The sequence below is a fragment of the Microbacterium sp. BR1 genome, assembly GCF_002812725.1.
Lineage (GTDB): Bacteria > Actinomycetota > Actinomycetes > Actinomycetales > Microbacteriaceae > Microbacterium.
Map to the genome: position 1 here is coordinate 135,413 of NZ_NMUN01000002.1, position 18,980 is coordinate 154,392.

At 71.0% G+C, this 18,980-nt stretch carries 13 protein-coding genes; 8 read left to right on the forward strand and 5 right to left on the reverse strand.

Going from position 1 to position 18,980, the window contains the following annotated elements; all coding sequences use genetic code 11:
- Positions 1-125 precede the first annotated feature (125 nt).
- The 7 genes from CGU35_RS01340 (at position 126) to CGU35_RS01370 (ending at position 10,383) form a co-directional block, all read left to right on the forward strand.
- Entirely contained in the window at positions 126-992 is an 867-nt protein-coding gene (locus CGU35_RS01340; RefSeq protein WP_100809862.1) for an urea amidolyase associated protein UAAP1, read from the forward strand.
- Between the two features lie 13 nt (positions 993-1,005).
- Positions 1,006-1,713, forward strand: coding sequence for an urea amidolyase associated protein UAAP2 (locus CGU35_RS01345; RefSeq protein WP_100809863.1), 708 nt, complete (start codon positions 1,006-1,008; stop codon positions 1,711-1,713).
- A gap of 8 nt (positions 1,714-1,721) precedes the next feature.
- Positions 1,722-5,318, forward strand: coding sequence for an urea carboxylase (uca, locus tag CGU35_RS01350; RefSeq protein ID WP_100809864.1), 3,597 nt, complete (start codon positions 1,722-1,724; stop codon positions 5,316-5,318).
- Positions 5,315-7,003, forward strand: a complete 1,689-nt coding sequence (gene atzF / locus CGU35_RS01355) for an allophanate hydrolase (protein WP_181003489.1) — start codon at positions 5,315-5,317, stop codon at positions 7,001-7,003. Before uca ends, atzF begins: the two co-directional genes overlap by 4 nt.
- A gap of 4 nt (positions 7,004-7,007) precedes the next feature.
- Positions 7,008-7,676, forward strand: coding sequence for a TetR/AcrR family transcriptional regulator (locus CGU35_RS01360; RefSeq protein WP_100809865.1), 669 nt, complete (start codon positions 7,008-7,010; stop codon positions 7,674-7,676).
- The gene (gene treZ, locus CGU35_RS01365; RefSeq protein ID WP_100809866.1) at positions 7,673-9,430 is read left to right on the forward strand and encodes a malto-oligosyltrehalose trehalohydrolase; all 1,758 of its coding nucleotides are present in this window, start codon (positions 7,673-7,675) and stop codon (positions 9,428-9,430) included. Before CGU35_RS01360 ends, treZ begins: the two co-directional genes overlap by 4 nt.
- A 128-nt stretch (positions 9,431-9,558) precedes the next feature.
- Entirely contained in the window at positions 9,559-10,383 is an 825-nt protein-coding gene (locus CGU35_RS01370; protein WP_100809867.1) for a tryptophan-rich sensory protein, read from the forward strand.
- Between the two features lie 3 nt (positions 10,384-10,386).
- Here CGU35_RS01370 and CGU35_RS01375 read toward each other — a convergent pair whose 3' ends face one another.
- The 3 genes from CGU35_RS01375 to CGU35_RS01385 form a co-directional block, all read right to left on the reverse strand.
- Positions 10,387-11,112 (reverse strand): glutamine amidotransferase-related protein, encoded by a 726-nt coding sequence (locus tag CGU35_RS01375; RefSeq protein ID WP_100809868.1) that lies wholly within the window; start codon positions 11,110-11,112, stop codon positions 10,387-10,389.
- A gap of 28 nt (positions 11,113-11,140) precedes the next feature.
- Positions 11,141-11,740 carry a LysR family substrate-binding domain-containing protein gene (locus CGU35_RS01380; protein ID WP_258034471.1) on the reverse strand — a complete coding sequence of 200 codons (600 nt, stop codon included), beginning with the start codon at positions 11,738-11,740 and terminating at the stop codon, positions 11,141-11,143.
- 258 nt (positions 11,741-11,998) lie between these two features.
- On the reverse strand, positions 11,999-12,406 hold the full coding sequence (locus tag CGU35_RS01385) for a transferase (RefSeq protein WP_100809870.1): 408 nt from the start codon (positions 12,404-12,406) through the stop codon (positions 11,999-12,001).
- 278 nt (positions 12,407-12,684) lie between these two features.
- Between CGU35_RS01385 and CGU35_RS01390 the strand changes: the two genes are divergently transcribed.
- The gene (locus tag CGU35_RS01390) at positions 12,685-13,275 is read left to right on the forward strand and encodes a YitT family protein (protein ID WP_100810073.1); all 591 of its coding nucleotides are present in this window, start codon (positions 12,685-12,687) and stop codon (positions 13,273-13,275) included.
- 50 nt (positions 13,276-13,325) lie between these two features.
- Here CGU35_RS01390 and CGU35_RS01395 read toward each other — a convergent pair whose 3' ends face one another.
- Together CGU35_RS01395 and CGU35_RS01400 are read right to left on the reverse strand one after the other, a co-directional pair.
- Positions 13,326-14,099, reverse strand: coding sequence for a DNA-formamidopyrimidine glycosylase family protein (locus tag CGU35_RS01395; protein WP_100809871.1), 774 nt, complete (start codon positions 14,097-14,099; stop codon positions 13,326-13,328).
- Positions 14,092-18,933 (reverse strand): Lhr family ATP-dependent helicase, encoded by a 4,842-nt coding sequence (locus CGU35_RS01400; protein WP_100809872.1) that lies wholly within the window; start codon positions 18,931-18,933, stop codon positions 14,092-14,094. The genes CGU35_RS01395 and CGU35_RS01400 overlap by 8 nt, the downstream gene beginning before the upstream one ends.
- Positions 18,934-18,980: the final 47 nt, after the last annotated feature.

Consider the following 18,980-nt stretch of genomic DNA (forward strand, 5'->3'; position numbering starts at 1 on the left):
TCTTCCCCCGCGCGAGTGGATGAGTGAGGCTCCGGATGAGTGGGGTCGCGGTTCGCGGCGTCTCGAAACACGGGGGAAACGTTCGTCTGGTGTAATTTCTGTCAGTTGACAGAAATGGAGACGGCATGCCCCTCGACGACTCGACTCTCGACAACATGGGCCGCAGCGAGGCTCTCGGCAGCGTCGGGCAGGCGCGGGCGGATGCGCGGGCACGCGAGACGCAGTCGCGCTGGATGCCATATGTCCCGGCAAGCGGAACGCCGACCCCGCCCGTGGGGATCGATCCGGCGACGCTGCTGTGGTCCGAGACCGTGGCGCCCGGTGGCTACACGCACCTGCGCGTGGCCCGGGGCACGCGCATCCGGCTCGAGGACCCCGAGGGGGACGCCTCGGCGAGCGTCGTGATGTTCAATGCCCTGAATCCGGGTGAGCGGCTGAACGTCGCCGATACGCAGAAGATCCCATGGCAGGCGTATCTCGGTGCCCACCACCCCCTGCTGTCGGGCGACGGGCGCGTGCTCGCGACGATCCTCGAAGACACGTCCGGTCATCACGACGCGTTCTGCGGGGCATCCGGCGACGCGTGGAACGTGCACAAGTACGGGGACGCGACGCCCGAGGGTCCGACCCCTTCGGGGCACGCCCTGCTCCGGATGGCGGGGGCGAAGCACGGCCTCGGGCGTCGCGACATCCCACCGGCGGTCTCGTTCTTCCAGGGCGTGCGGGTGCTCGAAGACGGCGCCTTCGATTGGCGCGGTTCCGCCGGTGCCGGGACGCACGTGGACCTGCTCGCCGAGCTGCCGCTCATCGTCCTGATCGCCAACGCGCCGCACCCGCGGGATCCGCGCCCCGATTACGTCGTCGCGCCCCTCCGCGTCCACGCGTGGACCGAGCGCGCCAGTCGCGAGGGGGACGCCCACGTGGACGCGACGCCCGAGCGTCAGCGCGCCTACCGCAACTCGATCGCCTACGCGGCCCTCGCCGGACTCTGAAGGAAGCAGCGCCATGGTTCACACGACCGTCCCCCCGCGTCCCGTCTACGCCGAGGGCAGCCCGCTCGACTGGTCCGAGGCGTTCGTCCCCGGCACGAACGTCGTCGACGACGTCATCGCGCCCCGCGCAGCGTGGTCCGCCGTCGTCCGTGCCGGTCAGGTGTTCACGCTCGTGGATGTCGGGGGCAACCAGTCCGGCGACTGCCTGATCTTCGCGCTCGACGACACCTCCGAGCGCTACAGTGTGCCCGACACCCTCGCCTGGCAGGGCAACGCGTACGTCGACGTGGGCACGGTGCTGCGCTCGAACCTCGGCGAGCCGCTCATGACGGTGGTCGGCAACGAGATCGACCGCCAGGACACGATCGGAGGCGCCTGCAGCAAGGAGTCGAACACCCTGCGCTACGGCCACCACACCGCGTATCAGCACGCGTGCCGCGAGAACTTCCTGTTCGAGGGTGAGAAGTGGGGGCTCGGTGCGCGTGACCTGGTGTCGAACCTGAACTGGTTCATGAACGTCCCGGTCGAAGCGGACGGGGCGCTCGGAATCGTCGACGGGATGTCCGCTCCCGGCAGACGCGTGGCCTGCCGGGCCGAGAAGGACGTCATCGTCGTGATCTCGAACTGCCCGCAGATGAACAACCCCTGCAACGACTTCAACGTGACGCCGCTGCGCGCCATCGTCACTCAGCCCGTCACGCAGCCCGCCACGCAGCCCTGAGGCCTCCGATGTCCTTCGACACCCTGCTCGTCGCGAACCGCGGCGAGATCGCACGCCGCATCATCCGTTCCGCGAGAGAACTCGGGCTGCGCACCGTCGCCGTCTACTCGGACGCGGACCGCGCCGCCCCGCACGTGCGCGAGGCCGACGTCGCCGTGCGCCTGGGCCCCGCGCCTGCCGCCGAGTCGTACCTGCGCGGCGACGCGATCATCGCCGCGGCGATCGAGCACGGCGCGGGTGCCATCCACCCGGGCTACGGCTTTCTGTCCGAGAATTTCGAGGCGGCCCGCGCGGTCGAGGCGGCGGGGCTCGCCTGGATCGGCCCGACGCCCGAGCAGATCCAGACGTTCGGGCTCAAGCACACGGCCCGCGAGTACGCCGAGGCCGCGGGCGTGCCGATGCTCGCGGGCACGGGGTTGCTGTCTTCCGCCGAGGAGGCGGTCTCAGAAGCCGAGCGCGTCGGACTGCCCGTCATGCTCAAGGCGACCGGCGGCGGCGGGGGGATCGGGATGCGCGTCTGTTCGACCGCCGACGAGGTGCGCGAGGGGTACGCGGCGGTCGCCGCCATGGCCGCGCGCAGCTTCGGGGCGGGCGGGGTGTTCCTCGAGCGCCTGGTCACGCACGCGCGTCACGTCGAGGTGCAGGTCTTCGGCGACGGCGAGGGCCGGGTCGCGGTCTTCGGCGACCGCGACTGCTCGCTGCAGCGACGCAACCAGAAGGTGATCGAGGAGGCCCCGGCACCGCACCTCCCCGATTCCGTCCGGCGACAGATGCACGACGCCGCGCGTCGGCTCGCGGCATCCGTGGGCTATCGGTCCGCGGGCACGGTGGAGTTCATCTACGACCCGGTGCGCGAAGAGGCGGCCTTCCTCGAGGTCAACACGCGCCTGCAGGTCGAGCATCCCGTCACCGAGGCCGTGTTCGGCATCGATCTCGTCGCGCTCATGCTGGCGCTCGGGCGCGGCGGCGCGAGCGCGCTCGACGATGCGGTCTTCGAGACCGAGCACGTTCCGAGCGGCCACGCTTTCGAGGCCCGCGTCTACGCCGAAGACCCCGCACGGGGGTTCGCGCCCTCGCCCGGACTCGTGACGAATGCGTCGTTCCCCCGGGGCGACGGCATCCGCGTCGACGCGTGGATCGAGACCGGGCTCGAGGTCACGCCCGACTACGACCCCATGCTCGCCAAGGTCATCGCGTCCGCCGCTGACCGTGACGCCGCGCTCGACCTGTTGGGCGACGCGCTCGCCGAAACCCGCATCGACGGCATCGTCACGGGGATCGGGATGCTCGAGGCGCTGTGTCACGATCCCGTCGTGCGCGCCGTGGCACATGACACGGGCACCCTCGGCGACCCGGATGACCCGCGCCCGCGTATCGATGTCCTGGCCCCGGGGCTGATGACGACGGTGCAGGATCTGCCCGGTCGTATCGGGCTCTGGAACGTGGGCGTGCCGCCCTCGGGGCCCATGGATCCGGTGTCGTTCCGCGAGGCGAACCTCGCCGTGGGGAACGATGCCGATGCCCCGGCGCTCGAGATCACGATGTCGGGCCCGCGCCTGCGCTTCTCGGCCCCGGCCGTCGTGTGCGTGACGGGCGCCGAGGCTCCCGTGACGGTCGATGGCCGCATCGTCGGGTCGTGGGAGCCGTTCGAGGTTCCGGCCGGCGGCGTTGTCGCGGTGGGCGCGACGACCCTCGGCATGCGCGCCTACCTCGCCGTGCGTGGAGGGTTCGATGTGCCGACCTATCTCGGCAGCGCATCGACGTTCACGCTCGGCGGGTTCGGGGGACACGGCGGTCGCGCGCTGATCGCCGGGGATGTTCTGCGACCGGGGGCGCTCGAGGGGACCGCCGCACCCGCGGCGACTCCGATCGAGCGGCGTCCCCGCCTGACACACGAATGGGTGATCGGGGTGCTCGAGGGGCCGCACGCCGCACCCGAGTTCTTCACCCGCGACGACATCGACGAGCTCTACCGCGCGGTCTACGAGGTCGATGTGCAATCCGCCCGCACCGGCGTACGGCTGCGGGGGCCGAAGCCGCAGTGGGCCCGCGAGGACGGGGGAGAGGCGGGCCTGCACCCGTCCAACATCCACGACACCCCCTACGCCGTCGGTGCGCTCGACTTCACGGGCGACACCCCGATCATCCTCGGGCTCGATGGCCCGAGCCTCGGCGGATTCGTCTGCCCCGCCGTCGTCGCCAGCGGCGAGTTCTGGAAGGTCGGGCAGCTGCGCCCCGGCGACACCGTCCGCTTCGCCGCGATCCGAGAAGAAGACGCGCTCGTGTTCGCGGCGCCGCTCACCGCGACGGCCGGTTCTGGCGGCGGAGACGGAGACGACGGCATCCTCGCCCGACGCGAAGCGATCACCGCGGGCGACGAGATGCTCGCCCCCACCGTGACTTACCGGCGTGACGGCGACGCCAACATCCTGGTCGAGTACGGCGACAACGTGCTCGATCTCGGCCTGCGCATGCGGGTGCACGCTCTCGAAGAGGCCGTGCTCGCGCGCGGAATCGATGGCGTGCGGGATGTCACCCCCGGCATCCGTTCGCTGCAGATCCAGACCGATCCCCGCATCCTGCGCGCCTCGGAGCTGCTCGCCGAGCTGCAGCGGATCGAAGAGGCGCTCCCCGCGTCGCGCGAACTCACGGTGCCCTCGCGCATCGTGCACCTGCCGCTGTCATGGGACGACCCGGCCACGAAACTCGCGATCGACCGGTACATGTCGAGCGTTCGCGATGACGCCCCGTGGACGCCGTCGAACATCGAGTTCATCCGCCGCGTGAACGGGCTCGACAGCACCGACGAGGTGAAGCGCATCGTTTTCGAGGCCGATTACCTCGTGCTCGGGCTCGGCGACGTGTACCTGGGCGCGCCGGTCGCGACCCCCGTCGACCCCCGGCACCGCCTGGTGACGACGAAATACAACCCCGCCCGCACGTGGACGGCCGAGAACTCGGTCGGAATCGGCGGGGCGTACATGTGCATCTACGGCATGGAGGGTCCCGGCGGGTACCAGTTCGTCGGCCGCACGGTGCAGATCTGGAATCGCTTTCGTCGAGGCGCGCTGTTCGATGAGAACCCCTGGGCGCTGCGGCCCTTCGACCGCATCAAGTGGTACCCGGTGTCGGCCGAGGAACTGCTCGACCTGCGCGCAGACGTGGACGCCGGGCGCGGTGACTTCCGCACCGAAGAGGGCCGCTTCGCGCTCGCCGAGTACGAGGAGTTCCTGGCGGCGGAGGCCGAATCGATCCGGGCGTTCCGAACGACCCAGCAGGCCGCGTTCTCGGCCGAGAAGGATGCGTGGCGCGCTTCGGGCGAGTTCGAGCGCACCTACGACGCACCTCCCGCCCCGGCCGCCGACATCGTCGTGCCCGAGGGGTGCGAGGCCGTGACGGCTCCGTTCGCGGCGAGCGTGTGGCGCGTCGACGTGGAGCAGGGGTCGCAGGTCGAGGTCGACGACCGGCTCGTCGTCCTCGAGGCGATGAAGATGGAATCGCCCGTCCTGTCCCCGGCGGCGGGTCGTGTCGCCGCCGTCTATGTCTCACCCGGCGAGCGTGTCGCCGCCGGTCAGGTTCTCGCAGCAGTGGAGGTTTCGTCATGAGTGTCGTGAGCGCGGTCGAAAAGGTCCAGCAGGCGTACGAGCGGATGGCTTCTGCCGACCGCCCCGAGGTGTGGATCGCCCTGCGCGACGAGTCCGATGTGCTCGCCGAGGCGCGCGCGCTCGACGCGCGGGTCGCCGCGGGCGAGCGCCTCCCGCTCGCGGGCGTGCTCGTCGCGGTCAAGGACAACATCGACGTCGCCGGACTCTCGACAACCGCCGGATGCCCCGCGTTCGCGTACGCGCCCGAGGCGGACGCGCCATCCGTGGCCCGGCTGCGGGCCGCGGGTGCGATCGTGCTCGGCAAGACCAACCTCGATCAGTTCGCGACGGGCCTCGTCGGCACGCGCAGCCCTTACGGCGCCGTCCGCAACGCGTGGCAGCCCGACCGCATCTCGGGTGGCTCCAGCTCGGGATCCGCGGTCGCCGTCGCGTTGAGTTTCGTCGACATCGCCCTGGGCACCGACACCGCCGGGTCCGGCCGGGTCCCCGCGGCCCTGAACGGCATCTACGGGATCAAGCCGAGCGTCGGACTCGTCCCGACGACCGGCGTCGTGCCGGCGTGCTGGTCGATCGACGTGGTCACGGTGTTCGCCCGCGACCTCGGTCTGGGTCGTCTCGCGGCCGAGACGATGGAGGGTGCGGACGGGATCGATCCGCTCGTGCGGGTCGCGGAGCCCGGGCCGGGACTGGGGGCCGCGCCGCGCGTCGCGATCCCGACCGTCGAGCACCTCGAGGGGCTCGCGCCGGGCTGGGCCGAGGCGTTCCAGGGCGTCGTCGAGCGACTCGCGGCGTCGGGGGTCGACGTCGTCGAGGTCGACATCGCCCCGCTGCTCGATGCGGCGGCATTGCTGTACGGCGGGGCCTTCGTCGCCGAGCGGACCGCCGCGGTGGGCGACTTCATCCGCCAGAACGCGGAACTCATCGGTGGCGAAATCGACCCGACGGTCGCGACGATCGTCGGAGGCGGCGAGCGGTTCACCGCCATCGACGCCTTCCGGGACCGCGAACGCCTGCGCCGCCTGGGCCTTGCGGGAGCCCGGCTGCTCGAGGGGACCGACGCGCTCCTGACCCCCACGACGACCTGGCATCCGACGCTCGCCGAGGTCGCCGCCGACCCGATCGGCGCCAACGCGCGCATGGGTCGCTACACGAATTTCGCCAACCTCCTCGACTACGCCTCGCTCGCGGTCCCCGCGGGAACGGTCGGCGGGTTCCCGTTCGGCGTCATGCTGACGGCGCCCGCCTTCAGCGACCGCCGCCTGGCCGAGCTGGCGCGACGGATCGGGGATGCCCAGATCGACATCCTGGTCGTGGGCGCTCATCTCACGGGTCAGCCGCTGGGCCACCAGCTGATCGCCGCGGGCGGACGATTCTCGCGCCGGGTGCGCACGTCGCAGTCCTATCGCCTGCACGCGCTGCCGACCGTGCCCCCCAAGCCGGGGCTTCGCCGGGTCGAGCGTGAGGGGTACGCGATCGAGGGTGAGGTCTGGACACTTCCGGCGCACGGCTTCGGTGCGTTCGTCGCGTCCCTGCCCCAGCCCATGACGATCGGCCGGGTCGCGCTCGAGGACGGCACCGCGGTGGCGGGATTCCTCGCTGAGCCGGTCGTGTTCGAGGACGCGCCGGACATCAGCGGGTACGGCGGATGGCTTGCCTATCTCGCGCGGGATCAGAGCGCAGAATAGAGGGATGACGAGGTCGATGCCAGGCCGTCCGCGCCTCCAGCCCGGCGAGCCCGGCGTCGAGTCCCGTCAACAGCTCGTCGACGCGGCCGCATCGCTGTTCGCCGAGCGGGGGTACGCGGCGACCAGCACGCGACGGATCGCGGAGCGCGCCGGCATGCGGCAGGCGAGCATGTACTACTACTTCGCAGGCAAGGAAGAGATCCTGCTCGAGCTGCTGCAGGCATCCATCCGTCCCACCCTCGACCGGGCGGCGGAGTATCTCTCGGAGCCGGACGCGCGGCGGGCCCTCGCCTCCTTGGTGCGGGCGGACGTCGAGACCCTGCTCGCGGAGCCGCACAATATCGGAACGATGTACCTCTCGCCCGAGATCGCGGGGGACGCCTTCGCGCCGTTCCGTGCTGCTCGGGACGAGCTCATCGGCATCTATGGCGAGCTCGCGACGCGGATCAGCCCGGGCGCCGACGCCCAGTTCCTCGGTACCTGCTGCATCCAGCTGGTCGACGTGGTCGTGCGATTCCGCCAGGAGGGCGCGGTGCCCGCGGACCTGCCCGACCGGATCGCGGCGGCCTGCCTGCGCCTTGTGGAAGACAGCGGCCGTCCGTCGGTAGTGACGGAAGCGAGGGGCGTCAAGGGTGTGTTCGACGCGGACCGTGATGACAGGCTGGACCCATGAGCATCGAGGTGTGGGCACCGAAAGCGCGTCAGGTCCGACTGCGGCGGGGTGATGCGAGCGAGATCGACCTCGAACGCGGCGCGGACGGCTGGTGGTCGAGCGATGTGAGGCTTGACGACGGCGAGGAGTACGGCTTCGTCCTCGACGGCGGGGCGCTCCGGCCCGACCCGCGCTCGAAGCGCCAGCCTCGGGGCGTGCACGAGCCATCCGCACACATCGATCTGACCGACTTCGCGTGGACCGACGCGGACTGGACAGGACGTCAGCTGGCCGGCGGGATCATCTACGAGTTGCATATCGGTACGTTCACGCCCGAGGGCACCCTCGACGCCGCGATCGAGCGATTCCCCCACCTGGTCGGCCTCGGCGTGACGCACATCGAGCTGCTCCCCGTGAACGGTTTCAACGGCGTGCACAACTGGGGCTACGACGGGGTGCTCTGGTACACCGTGCACGAGGCGTACGGCGGCCCGCGTGCCTATCAGCGGTTCGTCGACGCTGCACACGCGGCGGGGCTCGCGGTGATCCAGGACGTCGTCTACAACCACCTCGGTCCGAGTGGCAACTACCTGCCCGAGTTCGGCCCGTACCTGCGCTCGGGCGAGCGCAACACCTGGGGCGACTCCATCAACCTCGACGAGCCGGCCGTACGCTCCTACATCGTCGACAACGCGCTGATGTGGCTGCGCGACCACCACGTCGACGGGCTGCGCCTCGATGCCGTGCACGCGCTGCTCGACAACAGCGACACGCACATCCTGCGAGAGCTGGCCGAGGCATCCGATGCCCTGTCGGCCCACCTCGGCCGGCCGCTGACGCTGATCGCCGAGTCCGACCTGAACGACCCCAAGCTGATCCTGCCCCGAGAGGCGGGAGGCTACGGTCTCACGGCGCAGTGGAGCGACGACTGGCACCATGCCGTGCACGTCGCCGTGACCGGTGAGACCGTCGGCTACTACGAGGACTTCGGTGCGCTGGACGCGCTGCCGAAGGTCTGGACCGAGGGGTTCTTCCACAACGGCACGTACTCGTCGTTCCGCGAGCGGGAGCACGGCTTCCCGATTCCGACCGAGGTGCCGACGTGGCGTCTCGTGACGTTCGCTCAAGACCACGACCAGATCGGAAACCGCGCCGCCGGCGACCGGCTCTCGCAGTCACTGTCGTATGGGCGTCTCGCCGTCACCGCGGTGCTCACCCTGACCGCGCCCGGAACGCCGATGCTCTTCATGGGTGAGGAGTGGGGCGCCTCGACCCCGTGGCAGTTCTTCACCTCGCACCCCGAGCCCGAGCTCGGCGAGGCTACCGCGAAGGGGCGGCTCGAGGAGTTCACCCGCATGGGCTGGGACGAGTCCGTCGTGCCCAACCCGCAGGACCCCGCGACGTTCGAGCGTTCGAAGCTCGACTGGGCTGAGACATCCGAGGGTGATCACGCGCGCCTGCTGCAGCTCTATCGCGACCTCGGGGCGTTGCGCCGCGCGTGGCCCGAGCTCACGGACCCGTCGTTCGCGGCGCTGCGCGCGGCCTCTGCCGAGAGTGCCGCGGGCGGGGGAGCGTCGGGCGGGGTCGGCGCCCGCGCCTTCGCGCTGGGCCGCGGCGACCTCTCGGTGCTCGTCAACCTCACGGACGAGGCCGTGTCGTGGGATGTCGCTCCCGGCCGCGTGATCGTGCTGACGACGGACGCCGCGGCCCTACTCGTGGATGGGGAGGCCGTCGTGCCGCCCGAGGCCGCGGTCGTCGTGGGCCCGCTGCGCTGAGGCACGGGTGCCTCGAGTCGCGTCGACCGTGTTCCCGAGAATCTCGCGGGGTGGCCCTGGCTGCGGGGTCGCGCAGACTGAGTTGTCAACGCCTCGCCTCGCCGTGGTCGTCCCCATAGGCTGAGGAGATGACCATTCCCGGACGGCCGAACGAGGCGAGGAGCCTCGACCTCGTGCGCCAGATCGTCGTGATCTCGGCCCTCGTATTCATGCTCATCGCGGCGATGGTGGGTGTCGGTGTGTTCGGAGGCACGCCGATCGCCGAAGCTCAGGGAGGTGCGCTCGCCGCGGACGCGACCCTGCTCGCGCCGGCCACGCCCGCGTTCTCGATCTGGTCGGTCATCTACGTCGGCCTCGCGGCCTACACGGTCTGGCAGGCTCTGCCGACACAGCGCGCCGCGGCACGCCAGCGTGCGACGGGGTGGTGGATCGCATTGAGCATGGTGTTGAACGGACTGTGGATCGTCACGGTGCAGATGTTCACGCTGTGGGGAACCACTCTGGCGATCTTCGTGCTGCTCGCCGCGCTCTGCATCACGTTCCAGCGCGCGGTGGCGACACGGATGCCCCGCGGCGGGGTCGTCGACTCGCTGCTGATCGACGGGGTGACGGGTCTGCACCTGGGGTGGGTCGCCGTCGCATCCGTCGCGAACGTCGCCGCCTGGTTGACCGCCATCGGACCGACCGAGTGGGCGGATCACGCGCAGGCGTGGGGCATCGCCGTGATCGTCGTCGTCGCGCTCATCGGGCTCGCGATCGCCTGGGCGAGCGGATGGCGCGTCGCGCCCGGACTCGCGCTCGGGTGGGGGCTTGTCTGGATCGCGGTCGGGCGGCTCGCCGACCAGCCGCGGAGCGAGGCGATCGGCATTGCGGCGATCGTGGCGGCTGTCGTCGTCTTGGGCACTCCGCTCGCGATCGCGGGACTGCGGAGCCTGCGCCCGGCGGGCGACTGACTCTCAGACCAGGCGCGCCGCGAAAGCGCGGACGATGCGCGTGGGCTCGGTGATCGATGCACCGAGCACGCGAGCGGCGATCTCGTCGAACGCGCGGGCGTCGAAGTACCCGTCGTTGCGGTAGACGGCCATCCGTTCGGTGAACGCGCGACCCGTCGGCTCCGGATGGAACTGGGTCGCGTAGAGCGTGTCGCCGACGCGATACGCCTGCACCGGGCAGACGTCGTTCGTGGCGAGCAGCTCGGCACCCGGGGGAGGCGTCGCGGCGCCTTCTTTGTGAGCCGTGAGGGCAGAGAAGCGCGGGGGAAGCGACCCGAAGAGCGGGTCCTGCGCCGCGGTGTCGGTGAGGGTTATCGTCGCGGGTCCGGTGTCTTCGGGGTGGGCGCGGGTGACCTCGCCACCGAGCATGCGGGTCACGATGCCGATGCCGTAGCAGGTGAACAGGGCCGACGTGCGACCGGATGCTGCGGCATCCGCGATGCTCTCCAGATCCGCCTCGAGGCGGATCTGGACGTCGGTCTTGGTGCTCGTCGGGTCCGCGACGTTGAACGGGCTGCCCCCGACCACGAACCCGGCGTATTTCTCGAGTGCATCGGCGGGCAACGGCTCGCGCACCAGATCGTGGGCGTGGAGGCGCTCCTCGTCGAGGTGCGCGGCCTCGCGGAACGAACGGTATTCGCCCTCGGCGGCACCCGCCTGAGGTCGCGCGCACAGGTAGAGCAGCGTCATGTTGCCCGAGTGTAATCGGCGCGCGCGGTCATCCCCGCGACGAGCGGGTCGTGCGGCCCCGGACGATGCCGACGAGCGCCTCGATCTCGGGACTCGTGCGCTCGGCGAGCCACGCGAGGGCGACGGCGGATGCCGGGGCGCCCACGAGGGGTCGGTGTGCGACGTCGCGGCGGCGGTGCATCCGCACGAGCGACAGCGGAAGGATCACGATCCCGACCCCCGCGGCCACCGTCTCGAGCGCTTCGGCCGTCGTCTGCGGACGCGGTCCGCGTGCCGCCACGACTCCCGGGACCTCCAGGGGGCCGAGGACGTCGTCCGTCGGAACGAACAGGATCTCGCCCGCGAGGTCGTCGAACGTCAACTCCTCCGCGGCCGCGAGCGACGAGTCGGAGCCGAACGCCACGACCGTCGTCTCTTCGTAGAGCGGGATCACGTGCAGCCCGCCGCGATCAACGGGAAGCCGGACGAGCGCAGCGTCGACCTCCCCGGCACGCAGCGCGCGTTCTTGGTCGGCCGCCTCGGTGGGGATGAGCTCCAGGGGCACATCGGGCAGACGGTCCCGCCAACGGTCGACCCAGATCCCCGGCGATGCTCCCGGGAACACGCCGAGTCGAAGCGGGCCGACCAGGACGGGGCCCGCCGGTGGTTCAGGCGGCGGGGAAGACTTCGGGCGTGTGGCCCTGGCCGACGCAGGGGGGCGGGCTGACGGCTGACGCCGGGGACGCCCCGGTCGTCTGGGGGCCCCACCACCCTTCGCCATCCGGCCAGCGTAGTCCGGGAGCCACGCCGCCGAGCGCAATCCGCGCTTGTGAGTGCTTACGCCGCCAAGCGCAATCCGCGCTTGTGAGTGCTTACGCCGCCAAGCGCAATCCGCGCTTGTGAGTGCTTACGCCGCCAAGCGCAATCCGCGCTTGTCGGTAGCCACGATCTGGCCGTCGCCGACGATTTCGTCGTCGCGAATCTTGGCGCCGACCGCCACCCGTGCCCGCTCGCCGACGGTCGCGCGAACGCCGATGCGTGCGCCGGAACCGACTGCGGCGCCCGTACCCACGTGCGCGTGCTCTTCGATCACGGCGTCGGGGCCGATCACGGCATCCGACTCGATCCATGCTCCGCGCAGCACGCGCGCTCCGGCCGCGACCTGCGCGCCCGGTTCGACATAGGCGCCAGCCTCGATCAGCGCGCTCGCGTGCACCTTCGCGCCGTGCGCGATCAGTCCACGCCCATTGACGTGTTTGCGGTAGCGGAGGGTCTCTCCACTGTCGCGTTCGATGTCCACGTAGTTCTTGCCCACGATTCCCTCCTGCGGCGGTAAATGAAGCCGAAGTCACCGGTTGTAACTCATTCGTAGGCATGGGTATTCCGGATGGGTCATTCCAGAACTATTTCGCGCGGGGCCGCCGGATTCGTTTGACAGGATGGGGGGAGGGATCGCCCCGCACCGACCGGAATCATCCGAGAGAACACGTGACCCCCGTCCCTGATGGATCACCCGAGCCCGGCCCCGCCACCGGGCCGGTCGGCGCACCGTCGAGAGACGGGGTCGCCGACCCGGTGTTCGGTGAGCAGAGCATGGCGCACACCGTGCCGGAAGACATCCTCGGGTTGCTGACGGGAGCGTTCACGGCATCGCTCGGACTCCACCTCCTGCAGGCGAGCGGAGCCGTCACCGGTGGGACCGCGGGAGTGGCCCTGTTGCTCGACTACGCGACCGCCTTGCCGTTCTGGGCCCTCTTCGCGATCGTCAACCTGCCCTTCGCGGTGCTCGCGCTCTGGAAGAAGGGGGCCGACTTCACGGTGCGGACGGTCGTCTCGATCGGCCTCGTCTCGGCGTTCTCGGTGCTTCACAACGCTGCGTTCCCGATCCGGCAGATCGATCCCGTCTACGGCACCTTCGCGGGCAATCTGCTCATCGGGATCGCACTCCTGATTCTCTTCCGTCACCGCGCGAGTCTCGGCGGCATCACGATCATCGCCCTGATCGTCCAGGAGCGCTGGGGTTTCCGGGCCGGGTGGGTGCAGATGGTCTTCGACGTGACGATCATCGTCGCGGCCCTCTGGGTCGTGCCGTGGCAACTCGTGCTGTTGTCGGCCGCCGGGGCCGTGTTGCTGAGCCTGGTGCTGGCGCTCAACCACCGGCCGGGGCGCTACGTCGGGCACTGATGGTGCTCAATCGGCGTGTCCGCCCGGTCGCTGAGGGAGCGGATCGGCCGTCACGTCTGGCAGTTCGGGCACCAGAACACGTTCCGCTCCGACGTCGCCGTCGCCCCGAGTGAGCCCTCGCGGATCGTCGTGCCGCAGCGGCGGCAAGGGCGCCGAGCGCGCCCGTACACCCAGGTCGTGCGCCCCGCGCGGGCGTCGCCCGTGAAGGTTCGGGGCGTGCGGTCGCGGTTGGCGCGGAGCATCCGCGCGCCCACGTCGATGACCGCGGCCGCGTCGACCTCGGTTGCCGGGCGAGCGGGCAGGATGCCTCGAACGAACAGGATCTCGTTCGCGTACTCGTTGCCGAACCCGGCCACCGTGCGCTGATCGAGCAGGGCGACGTGGACGGGTCGGGGATCAGCGGCGAGAAGCCGCGCGGCTTCGACCGGGTCCCAATCGTCGGCGAGCGGGTCGGGCCCGAGGTGGCCGATGACGCGGTCCTCGTCGTGGGTGGGCAGCACCTCGACCATCGCGAGCTCGAAGCCCACCGCATCCCAGGCGTCGTTCCCCACGATCGCGCGCGCTTGGAACGCGGGCCTGCGCCATTTCTCACCCCGCCGATAGAGGTGCCACTCGCCCTCCATCTTGAGGTGGGAGTGCAACGTGAAATCACCGATGCGATGCAAGAGGTGCTTGCCGCGGGGCACCACCTCGTGCACGGTCTCGCCCCGCAGGTCGGCGGTCGCGCTGCCGGGCACCCGGATGTCGAACCGTGTCACGATCGAACCGGCGAGGGCCTCGGAGAGGCGCCGCGCGGCGCGGAAGACCGTATCGCCCTCAGGCACGAGCGCCCGCCCGGACGGCGTCGCCCGCCGTCGTGCGGCGCAGGGTGAGGCCGCGCGGGGACTCCACGAAACCCGCGGCGCGCAGCGCGCGTGCGGTGGCCGAGCCATAGACGAACACGCCGTTGACCTGCTCGACGGTCAGCGTGTCGAGGCGTCGGGCGCGAGCCGTCGTCGCGAGGTCGAGCGCCGCCGCGGCGAGGACCTCCTCATCTTCGGTGAAGACGAGCGCGCTCTTGCCGCCGCGCTCGAGGTACGCGGCGAGCTCGCCGTCGACGACGACGACGATGCCGCCGGCCTTGCGCCCGGGCCGATGGGTGACCCCCTCGATGACCGGCCAGGGGAGGGCGGCGCCGTACGGATTCGCGGGGTCGGTGGCCGCGAGCGTGACGGCACGTAGCGGCGCCGGGTCGGGCAGGGCCGCGAACTCGCGGAGCCGGTCGATCGTCGCGGATGCGGCGAATTGAGCGGCTCCCAGACCTTCGATCAGATAGCCCCGGCGGCAGTGTCCGGCCTGTTCGAAGCCCGCCAGCACTCGATAGGCCTGCGCGAATCCGCCCGCGATCCCCTCTGACTGCACCGAACCGCGGGTGACGACGCCGTAGCGGTCGAGCAGCAGAGCGGCGGATGCGGTCGCCCGGGCCGAAGCATCCGCCTCGGGCCGTGGCAGGAGCGACCAGCGTCCCCCGATGCCTGTCGGCCGCGGGGGAGCGGCCGGACGGGGCAGGGCGGCGCCCCGGAACAGGCGAGCGCGGGGTGGGCGCCGTGTCGTGCGATGCGCTTGAGATCCGCCGCTCGTGAGGGCGCGGAGGGGTGCGAAGGTGTCGTTCGTGACATGACCCGACCAGGTGAGGCGCCACAGGGCATCCGTCACCGACTGCTCGTTCTCGGCCTCCGCGGCATCGCGCAGCTGGGATGCGAAATACGCGCCGCCCACGGCCAGGGCATCGAGCACGCGCCGATCGAGGGATCCGTCGGCGGGCTCGTCCTCGGGCAGCGCGAGCGTGTACGGCGCGGCGTCCGCGGGGTGGAGCGCGACCCATCCGTCGCGGCCCGGCAGCGAGCCGTGGCCGGACCAGATGACCTCGCCGGCGGCGGTGAGCTCGTCGAGAAGTCCCGGAGTGTAGTCCGACACGCGCGACGGCAGCACGAGAGACTCCCACGCACTCGCCGGGAGCGGTACGCCCGCGAGCTGGTCGATCGCGGCGACCACCCCGTCGATTCCCGACAGGGGCCGCGCGACGTGCTGCCACACGGGAAGGAACCGCGCGAAGGCCTCGGGGGGCACGGGCTCGACACTGCCGCGGATGGCGGCGAGGGAACGCATGCGCAGACGGCGCAGGACCTCGCTATCGCACCACTCGGTCTCGTCTCGCCGGTCGGCGCTCGCCGGCAGGAAGAATCCGCTCGTCACCCGACCCTGCGATTCCAGGCGGAGCAGCGTGTGCCTCGCCACCGCGGGGCCGATCCCCAGCCGACCGGCGACCGCATCCACCGTGAAGGGCGCGTGCGTGCGGGCGTGGCGGGCGACGAGGTCGCCGAGCGGGTCCTCGGTCGGCTCGAGGAAGGCGAGTGGGATGCCGACGGGAAGCGCCGCGCCGAGCGCGTCGCGGAGGCGCCCCGCGTCCTCGATAGCCGCGACCCGGTGCGTGCCGCCGATCGTGACGGCTATCGCGCGGCGCGAGTCCACGAGGGTCGCGAGCAGAGCGGATGCCTCGGCCTCCGTTGCGGCGGGCAGTGCCGGTGCCAGGCCGTCCGCGGTGGAGTCCGCGGTCGAGCCCGTTGCCGATTCCGCGGACGGGTCCACGGGGCCAGCCGGATCCGCCCGTACCGCGCGCACGGCGGACACGTCCGCATCGCCCGGGACCAGGCGGGCGGCGACCTCGGCGGCATCCAGCGGCCCGAGCATCCGCAGCAGATCGGCGACACCCTCGATGCCGTGGACGCGGCGCGAGGGATCGAGACGTTGTGCCTCGTTCTCGAACTGCGCGATGACGTCGGGGTCGAGCAGCTCCCGCATCTCGATGCGGCCGAGGAGCTCGGACAGCAACGCCGGGTCGACCGACAGGGCCGCCGCGCGGCGCTCGGCCAGCGGCGAGTCGCCCTCGTACATGAAGGCCCCGACGTATCCGAACAGCAGATCGCGCGCGAACGGCGAGGGCTGGGTCGTGGTCGTTTCGACCAGGCGGATGCGGCGCTCGGCGATTCCGCGCGCCAGGCCCAGAAGCGCGGGCAGGTCGTAGACGTCCTGCAGCACCTCGCGGAGCGTCTCGAGGATGATCGGGAACGTCGGATGCCTCCGCGCGACCTCGAGCAGCTGTGCCGATCGCTGGCGCTGCTGCCAGAGCGGGCTGCGCTTGTTCGGGTTGACGCGCGGCATCAGCAGCGCGCGTGCCGCGCACTCGCGGAATCTCGAGGCGAAGAGCGCGGATCCGCCCACCTCGTCGGTGACGATCTGTTCGAGTTCGTCCGCTTCGAAGACGAAGAGTTCGGCGCCGGGCGGCTCGGCCGCAGCATCCGGGACTCGCGCGATGATGCCATCGTCGCTCGCAACCGCGGATCCCTCGACGCCGAGGCGCTCGCGGATCCGCGCGTTGACGGCGAGCGCCCACGGTGCGTGCACACTCATGCCGTACGGGGAATGCAAGATGATGCGCCAGTCGCCGACCTCGTCGCGCCCGCGCTCGACCGTGAAGGTCGTGTCGGTCGGTAGCGTGCCGGTCGCCTCACGCTGCTCGGCCAGATATGCCAACAGGTTGTCGATCGCCCGCTCGTCGAGGCCGTCGTCGCGCAGCCGGCCGCGAGCAGCTTCGGGCGCCGCCTCGGACAGTTCCTTCGAGAACCTGCCGAGCGCCTCGCCGAGCTCGGCGGGACGCCCGAGGCCGTCGCCGTGCCAGAACGGCAGCTTGCCGGGTTGTCCGAAAGCGGGCACGACGTTCACGCGATCGTGGGTGATCTCCACGATCCGCCAACTCGTCGTCCCCAGGGTGAACACGTCGTTGACGCGTGACTCGTAGACCATCTCTTCGTCGAGTTCGCCGACGCGGCCGCCGCGCGACTCGCCCGCGACGAAGACGCCGAAGAGGCCCCGGTCGGGGATCGTGCCGCCGCTCGTCACCGCCAGTCGTTGGGCGCCCGGGCGGCCCGTCAGCGTTCCGGCATCGCGATCCCAGACGACGCGGGGTCGGAGTTCTGCGAATTCGTCCGAGGGGTAGCGCCCGGCGAGCAGGTCGAGCGTGGCCTCGTACGCCGAGCGCGGCAGCGTTCGGAAGGGGGCGCTCTTGCGCACCGACTCGTACCAGTCCTCGACGTCGATCGCCCCGAGCGCGCACGCCGCGACGGTCTGCTGCGCCAGGATGTCGAGCGGATTCTGCGGTACGGAGATCGACTCGATGCGTCCGGCGAGCATGCGCTCGGTCACGATCGCGGTGTGCAGCACGTCGGCGCGATGCTTGGGGAAGAGGAATGCGCGGCTGACCTCGCCGACCTGGTGTCCCGCGCGGCCGATCCGCTGCAGCCCGCTCGCGGCCGACGGCGGCGACTCGACCTGGATCACCAGGTCGACCGCGCCCATGTCGATGCCGAGCTCGAGGCTGCTGGTCGCGACGACACAGCGCAGGCGCCCCGCCTTGAGTTCTTCTTCGACCTGCGCGCGCTGTTCTTTCGACACAGACCCGTGGTGGGCGCGGGCGAGCACGGGGTCGGCCCCCGCGGTCGAGCCGGCCTGCGCCATCATGGCCGCGGGGACCGCGGGGTCGGGCATCTCGAGACCGAGACGCTCGGAGTAGATCTCGTTCAAACGGCCGGTGAGGCGCTCGGCCAGCCTTCGCGAGTTCGAGAACACGATCGTCGAGCGGTTCTCGAGGATGCGGTCGACGATGGCCTCTTCGACGTGCGGCCACACCGACCCGGTCATCTCGGTCGCCTCGGGCCGCAGTCGGCTGTCGGCGGCGTACCACTCGGCACCGTCTCCACCAGCGGCACCGTCTCCGCCGGCGTCGTCCCCACCGTCATCGCCCGGTGCTGATGAACCGGGCGCACCAGATCCGGGTGGCGGGGGCGGATTGAGCATGTCGTCGATCGGGACCGTCACGCGCAGATCGAACGTCTTCGACGCGGGTGGGGCGACGATGTCCACCGGTGCCGCCCCACCGAGGAAGCGGGCGACCTCGTCGATCGGACGCACGGTCGCCGATAGTCCGATGCGCTGCGCGGGACGCTCGAGCATGGCATCGAGCCGCTCGAGACTGACGGCGAGATGCGCGCCGCGCTTGGTTGCGGCGACGGCATGAACCTCGTCGACGATCACCGTGTGCACGCCCCGCAACGTCTCGCCCGCCTGGCTCGTGAGCATCAGGTAGAGCGACTCGGGGGTCGTGATCAGGATGTCGGGCGGGTCCTGGACCAGCCGACGCCGCTCGTTCGAGGGGGTATCGCCCGAGCGCACCCCCACCGTGACCTCGGGCAGCGCGATCCCCAGGCGACGCGCGGACTGCCCGATGCCGACGAGGGGCGAGCGCAGATTGCGCTCGACGTCGACCCCGAGGGCCTTGAGAGGAGAGATGTAGAGGATGCCGGTGGTCGGGCGTGGAGCAGCCGCTCGTCGACGGCGCCCGGACGGGGCCTCGGCCTCGAGGGGCTTCTCACGAAAGACCCGGTCGATCGCCCAGAGGAACGCCGACAGCGTCTTGCCCGAGCCGGTCGGGGCGACGACGAGGGCATGCCGCCCGGCCGAAATGGCCCCCCATGCACCGACCTGTGCCGGTGTGGGTTCGAGAAAGGCGCCGCGAAACCAGTCCTGCGTGGCAGGACCGAACTTCGCCCAGACGTCGGCCATCCATCCATCTTCGTCCCCCGCGCCGACATCGGCGCCGGTCTTTCGCC